General features: G+C 65.8%; 9 protein-coding genes. 4 read left to right on the top strand and 5 right to left on the bottom strand.

Translation table 11 applies throughout. From position 1 onward, the window contains the following. The first annotated feature begins 136 nt into the window (after nt 1-136). From A5777_RS16320 to A5777_RS16310, 3 genes are read left to right on the top strand one after another with little or no spacing between them, the layout of a single operon-like run. Nucleotides 137-1,054 carry a metal ABC transporter solute-binding protein, Zn/Mn family gene (locus A5777_RS16320; protein WP_005204721.1) on the top strand — a complete coding sequence of 306 codons (918 nt, stop codon included), beginning with the start codon at nt 137-139 and terminating at the stop codon, nt 1,052-1,054. Beyond that, nucleotides 1,051-1,863, top strand: a complete 813-nt coding sequence (locus tag A5777_RS16315; protein WP_005204723.1) for a metal ABC transporter ATP-binding protein — start codon at nt 1,051-1,053, stop codon at nt 1,861-1,863. Before A5777_RS16320 ends, A5777_RS16315 begins: the two co-directional genes overlap by 4 nt. Further along, the gene (locus A5777_RS16310; RefSeq protein WP_064863442.1) at nt 1,860-2,786 is read left to right on the top strand and encodes a metal ABC transporter permease; all 927 of its coding nucleotides are present in this window, start codon (nt 1,860-1,862) and stop codon (nt 2,784-2,786) included. The genes A5777_RS16315 and A5777_RS16310 overlap by 4 nt, the downstream gene beginning before the upstream one ends. Before the next feature lie 314 nt (nt 2,787-3,100). Here A5777_RS16310 and A5777_RS16305 read toward each other — a convergent pair whose 3' ends face one another. Then, nucleotides 3,101-3,640 carry a DUF2599 domain-containing protein gene (locus A5777_RS16305; RefSeq protein ID WP_231894778.1) on the bottom strand — a complete coding sequence of 180 codons (540 nt, stop codon included), beginning with the start codon at nt 3,638-3,640 and terminating at the stop codon, nt 3,101-3,103. 36 nt (nt 3,641-3,676) lie between these two features. Here A5777_RS16305 and A5777_RS16300 point away from each other — a divergent pair, with 36 nt between their 5' ends. After that, nucleotides 3,677-4,807, top strand: a complete 1,131-nt coding sequence (locus tag A5777_RS16300; protein WP_064863441.1) for a hypothetical protein — start codon at nt 3,677-3,679, stop codon at nt 4,805-4,807. A gap of 7 nt (nt 4,808-4,814) precedes the next feature. On the opposite strand, the gene A5777_RS16295 is transcribed toward A5777_RS16300, so the two are convergent. Genes A5777_RS16295 through A5777_RS16280 form a run of 4 tightly spaced genes read right to left on the bottom strand, consistent with a single transcriptional unit; the run spans nt 4,815 to nt 11,552 of the window. After that, nucleotides 4,815-6,491, bottom strand: coding sequence for an ArnT family glycosyltransferase (locus A5777_RS16295; protein WP_005206291.1), 1,677 nt, complete (start codon nt 6,489-6,491; stop codon nt 4,815-4,817). Next, nucleotides 6,488-8,095 carry a glycosyltransferase gene (locus A5777_RS16290; protein ID WP_005206293.1) on the bottom strand — a complete coding sequence of 536 codons (1,608 nt, stop codon included), beginning with the start codon at nt 8,093-8,095 and terminating at the stop codon, nt 6,488-6,490. The genes A5777_RS16295 and A5777_RS16290 overlap by 4 nt, the downstream gene beginning before the upstream one ends. After that, on the bottom strand, nt 8,092-9,630 hold the full coding sequence (locus tag A5777_RS16285) for a hypothetical protein (RefSeq protein WP_064863440.1): 1,539 nt from the start codon (nt 9,628-9,630) through the stop codon (nt 8,092-8,094). Before A5777_RS16285 ends, A5777_RS16290 begins: the two co-directional genes overlap by 4 nt. Further along, nucleotides 9,627-11,552 carry a hypothetical protein gene (locus tag A5777_RS16280; RefSeq protein ID WP_039855142.1) on the bottom strand — a complete coding sequence of 642 codons (1,926 nt, stop codon included), beginning with the start codon at nt 11,550-11,552 and terminating at the stop codon, nt 9,627-9,629. Before A5777_RS16280 ends, A5777_RS16285 begins: the two co-directional genes overlap by 4 nt. Nucleotides 11,553-11,580: the final 28 nt, after the last annotated feature.

The following is an 11,580-nucleotide window of genomic DNA, read 5'->3' as shown; positions in this document are numbered from 1 at the left end:
GAACGCGAACTGCTGCGCCGATTCGTCGCGCCGACGCTGGTCACGCGGGCGAACTGACCCCGCAGCGCGTCGTCGCCGATCATCACCTACACTTCTTTCGGTAACGATTGTCATTAGCGAAACGGGTAGGCGAACGATGAAACGCGCAGTCCTGGCACTGACCACGGCCCTCGCCGTCGGCGGGGCACTGACACTTGTCGGTTGTTCTGGCGACGACTCCGGCAGCTCCGACGGCAAACCGACCGTCGTGACCTCGACCAACGTGTGGGGTGCAGTCGCGTCGGCGGTTGCGGGCGACAAAGCGTCGGTGACGGTGTTGTTCAACGATCCGACGGGCGATCCGCACGAGTTCGAGCCGTCTGCGGCCGACTCGGCAAAGGTCGTCGACGCCGACGTGGTGCTGATGAACGGCGGACACTACGACGAGTACATGGAGAAGGCGTCGCAGAACGCCAAGGGCTCCGTGATCAACGCCTTCGACACGATGACCGGCCACCACGAGGACACCGACCACTCCGCGCACGGCGAGACCAACGAGCACGTCTTCTACAACTTGCCCGTCGTCGGCCAGGTGGCCACCGAACTCGCCGACGACCTCGCCAAGAAGGACGAGGCCAACGCCACCACGTACCGCGACAACGCCAAGGCGTTCAACGAGAAGATCGACGGCCTGCGCGGATCTCTCGCCGATATCAAGAAGACCCACGACGGCACGAAGGTCGCGCAGACCGAGCCGCTCGCCGCGTACCTGCTCACCGAGGCCGGCCTGCGCGATATTGCCCCGGAAGGCTTCACCTCGGCCGTCGAAGAGGGACAGTCGCCGTCGGCCGCCGACCGCGCCGCGATGGAGGATCTGCTCCGCAAGCACGAGGTGCAGGTGTTCATCTACAACACCCAGGCCGTCGACGCGGTCACCGAAGCGTTGCTGTCGATCGCGAAGTCTGCCAACGTTCCTGTTGTGGAGTTCACCGAGACACTGCCCGCGGGCCAGACCAGCTACATCGACTGGCAGCAGAAACAGATCGCTGCGCTCGCCTCGGCACTGCCGGCGTGAGCGGGTCCGATCCCGACGGTCGCGAACCCGTCGCATCGTTCCGGCACGCCCGACTCGCCTTCGGTGAGCGGGTGCTCTGGGATGATCTCGATCTCGACATCATGCCCGGCGAGTTCGTCGCGGTCCTCGGCCCCAACGGCTCGGGCAAGACGTCGTTTCTACGCACACTGCTGCATCAGTACCCGTTGTCGGCGGGTGAGCTGACCGTCACCGACCAGGTCGGATACATCCCGCAGCAGCACGCGGACGACGCCGACTCGATGGCGATCCGCGGTCGCGACCTCGTCGGATTCGGAGTCGACGGCGCGCACTGGGGTCTCGGCATCCGCGGGCGTCGTGCGCGCAGAGCGAAGGTCGACGCTGCGCTCGCCGAGGTCGACGCGACCGAGTTCGCCGACGCACCCGTCGGCCTGCTGTCCGGCGGCGAGCAGCAGCGACTGCGCGTCGCCCAAGCCCTGACCACCAATCCCGAACTGCTGCTCTGCGACGAACCGCTGGCCAGCCTCGACCCGGCCAACCAGGAGCGGGTCGTCGAACTCATCGACAAACGACGCCGCGACGCGGGCACAGCCGTCGTATTCGTCACGCACGAGATCAACCCCGTGCTGCCCTACGTCGATCGCGTGCTGTACCTGGTCGGCGGCCGATTCCGCATCGGCACCACCGAGGAAGTGATGAACACCGCGACATTGTCGGAGCTCTACGGCAGCGACGTCGAGGTGTTGCGGGTCAACGGACGACTGCTCGTCGTCGGTGGGGAAGAGGACGCGCATCACTGCACCGCTCCCGAGGGGCTTCCGGCGACATGACGATCAGCTCGACCCCAACCGACCTCGCCGCCGGGCAGACGGTGCTTGCCGCCGACGTGCACTGGAGCGACTTCTGGGATTTCTCGGTGACCGCGGACCTGCTGCACTACGACTTCGTGCTGCAGGCCATGTTGGCGCTGGCGCTGCTCGGACTACTCGGCGGCGTGCTGGCGCCGCTGATCGTCGTGCGACAGATGTCGTTCGCGGTGCACGGCGCGAGCGAACTGTCGGTGACCGGCGCCGCCGCCGCACTGCTTGCCGGCATCAGCGTGAACATCGGCGGGATCATCGGCGCCGTCGTGGCCGCAGGCGTGTTCGGCTATCTGGGAAACAAAGCGCGAGAACGTGATTCGGTCATCGGCGTGGTGATGGCGTTCGGGTTGGGTCTCGGCGTGCTGTTCCTCGCGCTCTACGGTCGGATCGGCACGGGCTTCGCGCTGCTGACCGGGCAGGTGGTCAGCGTCGGCGTGCAGGGCCTGACCGCGATCGCGATCACCACCGCCGTCGTGCTCGCAGTGCTCGCGGTGATCTACCGGCCGCTGCTCTTCGCGTCGATGGACCCGCGCGTCGCGGAGGCGAACGGCGTTCCGATGCGCACACTGTCGGTGATCTTCGCGATCCTGATGGGCCTCGCCTGCGCGCAGGGCGTGCAGATCATCGGCGCGCTGCTGGTGATGTCGCTGATGATCACCCCCGGCGCCGCCGCGGCCCGCCTGACCGCCAACCCCACACTGATGATGGTGCTGTCGGTGATCTTCGCCGAGGTCGCCGCCGTCGGCGGGCTGATCCTGTCGTTGGCCCCCAAGCTGCCGGTGTCGGTGTTCGTCACGACGATCTCGTTCGTCATCTACGTGATCTGCCGCCAGATCGGCGCGCGCCGCGAACACACGACGCGCCGCGCCATCAGCGCCGCCGCGGCGTAGGGGTCGGGTTCGGGGGTCGGCGCGGCCTGCGCCGCGGCGGTCGGCGCGGCTGCGGTCTGCGCCGCGGCGGTGCCTGCGCCGCTGGCAGAAAGTAGGGGAAGGGTTCTTTCCGCGGGATGTTCACCCTTCTCCTAGCAACAACTCGAGGAAACGCACCCAACCCGCGGAAGGATCCTTTCCCCTACTTCCTGCGCCGCCCCACGACCCTTCCCCTACTTCCTGCGCCGCCCCACGACCCTTCCCCCACTTCCTGCACGGCCCGACGACCCTTCCCCCACTTCCCGCGCCGGCCCGGACCCCGGCGCGCGGCGCCGTCACTCCTCGGGGCCGCCGGGGTTGCAGCGGGTGGCGATCATCGTGGAGTCGTCGACGACGGGCCGCTGCGGTTCGAGGTTCCAGCTCGGCTTGTTCGGGTCGACGGCGCGGGCGAAGTTCCAGTGGCACACGAATTGCGCTTTCATGCCGGGGGTGTCGGCATCGGGGGCCAGCGCGAGCACCTCGCGCCAGGCGACCTCCGCGCCGTCGTCGGCGATGCTCGCGCGGCCGTCGGACGTGGGGTAGATCTGCAGACTCGGCCCGACGGCCGTGCTCGCCCACGCGACGTGGTCGACGTATGGCGGCGGGTGCGCCGGATCGAGGACCGCAGACGCTGACGGTGCCCCAGACTCAGCTCCAGACACCGCGTCGGGCCCGGACTGAGACGGACTCGCCACAGCCCCAGACCCCGACACACTCGGCGTCGAGCCGCTCGGTTCCGCGTTCGACGTCGAGTCCGCGCCGCAGCCGGTCAGTAGCGCGAACGAGAGCACCACCATCGGGAGCACGAGGGCACGCGTCGTCCGGAATGTTCTCACCGCTTCGACGGTAGTCGGCGGAGTAGGGTTCGATGCGTGACCTTCCGGCACGCACTCCGATTCTGTGTGATCGCTGCGGTGGTCATGGTCATCGCCGCAGCGTGCGGCGAACCTGCTCCCAAGGCGCTCGACGAGTCGTCGACGGCCCAGTCCGCTGACCACGATTTCACCGGCAGGGTGTCGACGACAGAAACGGGCCTCGTGCTCGACGGACGCACCTGGTTTCCCGCCGGGTTCAACAGCTACCAGCTCGGCACCGACTGGGCGATCAACGTCGGATGCGGCGCGCAGGTCGACCTCGACGAGTACTTCGGCAAGCTCCCACCACGCGCGCTCACCCGGTTCAACCTCTACTCGGCGTTCGTCGTCGACAAGAAGACCGGCAAGAACAACCTTTCACGGCTCGACGCCGTCTTCGCTGCCGCCAAACGGCACAACCAGATGATTCTGCCGGTGCTGACCGGAAGCTCCGGCGCATGTGAGAACGAGAAGTTCAAAGAGCGTTCGTGGTATCAGAGCGGTTGGCACACAACCGAAATCGCCGCGGGAATGACCTTCTCCGACTGGCTGTCGACCGCAATTAAGCGCTGGCGCGACGAACCGACGCTCGCGGGCTGGGAGCCTGTCGGTGAGTCCGAGGCGAGCAACTGCGGAGCTACCGGATGTGCCTGGCAGACACGCACCTGTCCGGCCAACGGCGCGGCGGTTCTGCGTACATTCTTCGACGAAGTCGGCCAACGCATCCGGGCCATCGACCCCACCCACCCGATCTTCTCGGGCTTCGTCGGCGGGGATCAATGTGGGCTCACGGGAGGCGACTACGCGCGCGTCGCCGCCTCCCCCGGCCTCGACGTTCTCGACTACCACGACTACAGCGCGGGCGGTGCGATCGCACCGGGTGGCAGCAATCTCCCCGCGCGCCTTGCCCAAGCGAGAAACCTCGGTAAACCTTTGGTGGTCAACGAGATCGGGATCGAAGCAGGGTCGTGTCTGTCGCTCGACGCCCGCGCGCGTCAGTTCACCAGCAAGTACGAATCGCTGCGCTCCGTCGGGGTCGCTGGCGCCCCGCTATGGGCATTCGTCCCCGACCCGCGGACGGACGAATGCACCTTCGACATCGGCTACGACGACCCCGCGTGGCAGGTCGTTGCGCACGAAATCTCCTGACACACGTTCACGACGTCCGCGGATTCACCTCGTACACACGCCAGTTCGGCATGTTGGCTCCCTGATTGCGGGCCTCGAGCACGAGCGTGGAAATCTGATCGCCATTCTCGTACAGCGTGGGGTACCGAATGTTCAATGCGTCCGACGACCCGCGGCCCGCGCGCGGCACCGCCAGCAGAAACCGCACGCCGAAGCGGGCGGGTTCGTTCAAGATCTCGTCGAAGTCCTGATCTGACGGGATCACGAACTGCTTCGGATGTCGGGATTGCACGACGACGGCGAACCCATAGACGGTGTCGGTGAGCACGCTACCGTCCGGCAGATGCAGCGAGTCGAGGTACTCTGCGAGCGCCCGCTCAGTGGAGAACGACCGCAACACCCGCTCCTCGTCGAGATAGCGCTTCTCCGTCGAATCCGGTTTGGGCGCAACGACAGATCGGTACGCGAACTCCTGCGGCGCGTACTTCGGCGACGTCATGCCCGTCGCGGTGACCGGGAGCCCCACCACGAATGCGAGGACAGCGACCGTGCCGATCAGTCCGTACCGCCATCCTCGGCCCGCGCGCGGATTCGCTTGCGGCAGTGCCGATCGCGGCCCGAGCCGACGGTACGGCTCGATACGACGCGCCGGGGTGGCAAGCAGAGCGGTCACCGCGGCCAACAGGATGATCGTCATGTAGAAGCGCAAGAACCCGAAAGTGGTTCCACGAACGTAACTCAGCACCTGAAATGCGATCACCGCACCGATGATCAGGACCGGTACCGCCAGCGGATACAGCCGGTGCCGCCGAATACGCACCCACGCGACGAGCACGAACAGTACAAGGTAGAGCGGCGCAAGGATGAGTAGTTCGGTGATCGAGAAACGCAGTGCGTCAAGGCCGGTCGCACTGCCTGTGCCACCTGATTGATCGATGATCGCGGAGTTGCCGTACTGCGAGGTGAACTGCGCGAACGCCTGGCCGGTGATCAGCCAACTCGTCAGTGCCCACACGATGAACGCCAGCAGGCTCGGCGATGCGACGAGCACGACGTCGAGCAGCGCCCGCTGCACTCGCAGCCTGCGCCCGGCCGCCTTGTCGGAACGTCGATAGGTCACGAACGCCACAAAGCAACCTGCGACGAACGCGGCGACCGCGCCGTCGTATCTGGTGAGGTAGGCGAGGCCGAGAGCGATTCCGGCGACGATCAATTCGTGTACGTCGTCGGTGTCGACCCACCGGATCAGCCGCCGGACCGCCCACGCGAGGAAGAAGATGTACGGCGCCTCGCTCATCCCATTGGCCGCGTACAGGACGATCATGGGGTTGAGCGCGAACACGAGCGTCACGATGACGGTCATCGCAGTCGGCAGTGCTCTGTCGCGCGCCACCCCCGACACCTGCACCACGGCGCCCGCCATGAATGCCGACGACATGATCGCCGCCGACAACGCGTCGGTCGTCATCTGCGGCCACCACACCGACAACGCGGTGAGCGGTAGCTGCACGAGCGCCGTCAGCGGCGTGAAGATGAATCCTATTGCGGCCAAGTGCGGATCCCGACTGAACAGCACACTCTGCGCGGCTTGCACCCTGGACAGCGAGTCGCCGAAGTAGGCGTGCACGCCGACGGCCAGGTACACACCGAAAGCGAGGTAGGCCAGCCACACGACAAGCCACAGCGCGACGGATCGACGGGTCATTGAGCCGCCTGCGTCGACGAAGCCGTACCCGACGAAGACCTACCCGACGAAGCCGATGCATCCGACGTCGTCTCAGAAGCGGGAGACGTCTCAGCAGTATCGGACGGACTGGCGTCGGAGGTGAGTCCGTGGGCGGTCTTCTCCCAGTACGACGGTCGAAACAGCAACTGCCACATGCCCTTGATCGCCGCGATGCTCATCATCACCCAGTAGAACGGGACGATGAGCCCCGACCAGAGCAGTTCGCCGCGGTCGTCCTCCCTATTCGCGACGAGCGTCATGTAGATCGCCGCGCTGTTACCGATGACGAACGAGATCAGCGACAGGTAATAGATCGGCCCGGGAAAGAGCTCCGCGACAAACGCGGGCTGCCCGGCGATCCACACGATCAGGATGAGCCAGAAGATCATGTTCATACACGCGATGAAGGGAGTGCCGGCAATCAGCAGGGTGAACCGGATCATGCCGAGCAGCCCCATGAAGTGGAAGAGCCGTCGGGGCCTGCGCATGTGCACGAGCCACGTCTGCATGTAGCCCTTGTACCAACGCGACCGCTGGCGAATCCAGTTGATACCGTCCACATTTGCTTCTTCGAGCGTGACCGAGTCGAGCACAGCGGTGCGGTACCCCTCGCCCGCGATGCGCACCCCGAGATCGGCGTCCTCGGTGACGTTGAACGGATCCCACGCACCGAGCTCGATGAGCATGTCCTTGCGGAAGTGATTCGACGTCCCGCCCAACGGAATCGTCGCCTTGCTGACCATCAGACCCGGCAACAGGTAGCCGAACCAGATGCCGTAGTCGGCGGTAAACCATTGTGTGAGAACGTTGTCGGTGACGTTGTAGAAGCTCAGCTTGCCCTGCACGCAGATGACGGAATCGTCGTCGAGTTCACGAAACGTCGCCACCACTCTGCGCAACTGGAGCGGGTCTGGGTGATCCTCCGCGTCGAAGATGGTGACGATATCGCCTGTGGCGAAATGCAACCCGTAGTTGCAGGCTTTCGGTTTGGTCCGCGGATCGCCCGGCGGTGTGAGCACAGAGGTGATGATGGGCGACGAGTCGACCGCATGGGCGGCCTCGATCGTCGGTGCGTCGTCCTCCTCGAGCAGGAGCAATACCTGCAGCTTCTCCTGCGGGTATTCGAACGATTCCATCGCCTCGATCAACTGCCCGACGACCTCCGGCTCACCGTATGCGGGAACCAGCACGGTGTACTTCGGCAGGTCGTCGTCGGCGATCGCGCGCGCTTGTTCGTCGGAGATCCGGATCGCACCGTTGACCAGGCCGAGCCGAAATGTGTTGAGCCGCTCGATGAGCGAGACGATGTAGATCACCGTCGCGATCGATACGAGCGTGGCCGCGGTGCCGATCGGCCAGAACACGAACCCCACGACGATGACGGCGATCACGACGGCACCGATGATCTTCTGCGTCCGGCTGAACGCTACCGACGCGGTCATCATCGGATCTTCACGACGCAGCCGGTTGATCGCGTCGTCGAGCGCTGCCGTGCGGTACTTCTCGTCCGAAAGCAGTTCGTCGACTTCTTCTTTTGTGTCCGGCGAGGCGAATGTCGGTTGCTCCGAGGCGGATTCGGTCATGGTTGATCCTCCCGCCGTACGCCGGACAGTTGTTCGTTGACGATGTCGCGCCCGGCGTCGAGTACCAGCTGCCGGTCCTTGAAATCAGGCCGGTCGTCGCGGATCACCGCGTTGCCCCGGAAGGTGACGTCGATCGGCGCACGCAGATTCGTCGCGATCGTCAGGGTGGGTTGCGGGAAGTAGGCGTTCGGCTCGTGGTTGTCGACCGACCACACCGACACCTGCTGTGCGTGCTCGCCGTCGCCCCAGAGCCAGGTGAGCAGGGTGTAGGTGAGGTACCTCTTGTCGTCGAGGATTACCTCGAGGACCGCTGGGATGCCATGCGGCAGCACCACATTGGCCGAATCCGAGGAGCGATTGCCCGAAAGATTGTAGGTGAAGGTCTGCGGATAGAGGTCGAACCGCAGCGGGTGAAGCGTTTCGATCGTGTCGACGACCACCTTGCGCGGGCGAGCCTCCTTGTCGAATGCGATATCCCCGGATTGCTGGATCAGACTCTGTCGCGCAAACTGCGCACCGCGTCCGTAGAGGTTGTCGGCGAAGTCGTAGCGCAGCGTCGGCCCATCCTGGCGCCACTCGGGTGGCACCGCCAATGGTGCCTGTGTCGACAATCCCGCGATCGTCGTCACCGGCGTGGCAACCACTCGCTGAAACGGCAGGAGCAGCGTGATGAGAGCACTGACCACGAGCACCGAGATCGCGCCCGCCTTGACCGTCTCGACGCCCGGCTCGTACAGCGGGCGGTCGAACGGACGCGACGTCGTGTGCCGCCGTCGACGCAGGTACGCGATCAACCCGACGACGAAGACGCTGCCAACCGCGGGGAGTGCCTGAAACGCGAACAGCGGGGCGTCGGGATGCAGGATGTGGACAACCACGACGATCACGACGCCGAGCACGACCGCCGCAACGAAGCCGATCAGAGCCGACCGTCGATCGCGACCGATCGCGATCGCCGCGGCCATCGCGCCGAACACCGTCATCACCAGACCCGCGAACAGCTCGTTGCCACCGATACTCAGCAACGCGACCCGGTACACGATCGGAAACGTCACCAGTCCGAACAGCCACACCCAGTGGTAGCGCATCGTCGGCCGCAGCCCGAACATCAGGACCGCACCACCGAAGAAGAACGTCAGCAAGCCGAGGATGTCGAGGTGCGTCAGCAGATACAGCGCACCGGTGAACCGGTTGGTCAGCGCGCCGTCGAAGCAGAACGACAGCAGCATCACGATGACACCGACGATGATGTCGGTCTGACGATCGCGGATCGCCCGCTCCTCGTGGCGGCGCAACGTGACCCCGTACGCGGCCATCACGACCAGGACGACCACCACGAGGATGTAACTCAGATCCGACCCGTACACGAAGATCTCGCGGTACCACTGCCCGATGTTGTGCCAGTAGCCGACAACCATCGCCGCGACCAGCAGCAGCCACCTGATCAGCAGCCGCGAGACAATCGACCTACCCGCGCTCCGCGATTCCTCCGACGACGCGCCGGAGGAATCCGCGGGTGCCTCGGTGACGGTCATTGCGCGCTGTCGTCACCGGTGTGTCGACGCCGTAGCAGCTTGAGTCCTGCGGCGACGATCAGGAACAGGATCACGGCTCCCAGAATCACCGCCACGACGACGAGCCACCCGAGCGGATGATCGTTCGACGTCTCGTCGTGCGCGACTGCGTTGGCGTCGACGGTGATCGGGTCGCGCCCCGAGATCTTCAGCGCGGCGTCGCCGGACGCGTCCGAGGCGTTGCCGGTGAACCAGCGCAGGAGGTCGTCGAGGTCGGCGGCATCGTTGGTCGAGCTCGCGACCAGCATGCTGCGGTCGTCGGACCGCGTCACCTGCAGCGAGCCGAACTGCACCTGCGGATTCAGCGTGACCTTCGATTCGGCGCCCGACGACGAATGCACGGTGACCGTCCCCGACTTCTGCGTCACCGGCAGCGCGACGCCATCGGGGAGCCCCTGCCCGTCGGCGGCGATCAGGACCGCGGGCTGTGTCGACGACGCGGCGTCGGACATCGACACCACGTCGACGCCGAGCGGCACCGCGGACAACCGCTGCATCGTCGTCATGATCGAGACCGCACGCGCGACGTCGGGGACGTCGCCCTTGGTCCACGCGAGTTGTGTGCGCGGCATCAGCGCCTGCGGCAGTGACCCCAGCCCTGCCGGGACTGGCGGATCAGCAGGCGAACTTCGTATCTCGCCGGCCGCCGAGACGCTCAGCGACCCGCGGGTTCCGTTGCCGCAGCCCTCTTTGACGTCGCCCCGTTCGAGCGTGACGATCAACCCGTTGTACCTGCTCAACGCATTGTTGGGCAGGTCGACCCACTGGTTGAACGCGCCCGAACCGTCGGGCTTGATCGTCGCGATGACACGATCACCGAGCCGCACCGACACCACCGGCGACGATCCGTTTGCCGCCGGTGTCGCCGTCCCGATGAGCTGCACACGGATGTCCTTCGACGGCCTGCCCAGGCGGGTCTGGTCGATCCCGAGTGTGATCGACGGCCACGCCGACGACGTGACGATCTGATCGGTGATGCCCAGATCAGCCAACGTCTGCACCTCGGGGGTCAACTGCGGGGCGTCGTGCAGCGGACCGGCTACCGCGGAGGAACTCTGCGCGATCGCCGACAGATTCGAGGTCAGAGCTCGCGCCTGGTTCGTCAGCTCGTTGGCCGGACCACCGATCACGAGGTAGGCGGCACCGTTCTGGTTCTCGACACTCAGCCCGGCGGGCGCCGCACTGCTGATCACGATCTGACGTTCGAGCGAATCCGGTTGACCGCTCGGCACGAGCGAGCCCGCACCCAGGGATGCGACGTCGATGTCGAAGTCGGCCGTGCCGTAGTTCGACGCGACCGATGTCGCCAGACCGACCGCGGCCGACGCCTCGGCGGTCGTCGGCTGCTGCGGCACGAAGACGGTGAGTTTGCGCAGGATTGGGGGAAGGAACTCGGCGACGCTACGCGGGATCGCCTCGCGCCCGGTGAACGAGAGCGTGGTGTCGCGGATGCGGAAGGCGTTGTCCGGGTCGAACTGGCAGATTCCGCTCACCGTCAGATACGCCCGCAGCGTGATGTCGGCGGCATTGCGGGCCACTCGTACGCCCGCCAGCGACAGTTCGATCGGCGAGTTCGGCGCCGGATTGATCGGCGTCCGCGAGATCACCCGGTCACCCTGCACTACATCGACCGTCCCGCCGGTGACGAACGGCGGCACGTCGGTGAACCCGCGCAGTTTGTCCGGCGCCAGGTTCTGCGGCACCGGAATCGACAAACTGACCTGCGACTGCTGGCCCGCGAAGGTGATATCGGAAGCCGCCCCGATGGACCACAGACCCAGCGGCGGTGGCGTATCGCCCTGCGCTGCCAACGCGTCGCCGACCCCGGACAACGACAGCACGGCACACAATGCCGCGGCGATCACCACAATGCGACGGCACATGCCCACTCTGCACACCCAATCCCCCGTG

Origin of the sequence: Gordonia sp. 852002-10350_SCH5691597, from assembly GCF_001665715.1 — a bacterium.
GTDB classification, from domain to species: domain Bacteria; phylum Actinomycetota; class Actinomycetes; order Mycobacteriales; family Mycobacteriaceae; genus Gordonia; species Gordonia sputi.
The sequence above is the reverse complement of the archived record's forward strand: the minus strand, read 5'-3'. Positions and strand labels throughout refer to the sequence as shown.

Excerpts from the sequence above, each read along its gene's own strand:
- A5777_RS16295 (WP_005206291.1), bottom strand. The coding sequence starts at position 6,491 with ATGACCCGTCGATCCGTCGCGCTGTGGCTTGTCGTGTGGCTGGCCTAC.
- A5777_RS16285 (WP_064863440.1), bottom strand. The coding sequence starts at position 9,630 with ATGACCGTCACCGAGGCACCCGCGGATTCCTCCGGCGCGTCGTCGGAG.
- A5777_RS16290 (WP_005206293.1), bottom strand. The coding sequence starts at position 8,095 with ATGACCGAATCCGCCTCGGAGCAACCGACATTCGCCTCGCCGGACACA.
- A5777_RS16310 (WP_064863442.1), top strand. The coding sequence starts at position 1,860 with ATGACGATCAGCTCGACCCCAACCGACCTCGCCGCCGGGCAGACGGTG.
- A5777_RS16280 (WP_039855142.1), bottom strand. The coding sequence starts at position 11,552 with ATGTGCCGTCGCATTGTGGTGATCGCCGCGGCATTGTGTGCCGTGCTG.
- A5777_RS16320 (WP_005204721.1), top strand. The coding sequence starts at position 137 with ATGAAACGCGCAGTCCTGGCACTGACCACGGCCCTCGCCGTCGGCGGG.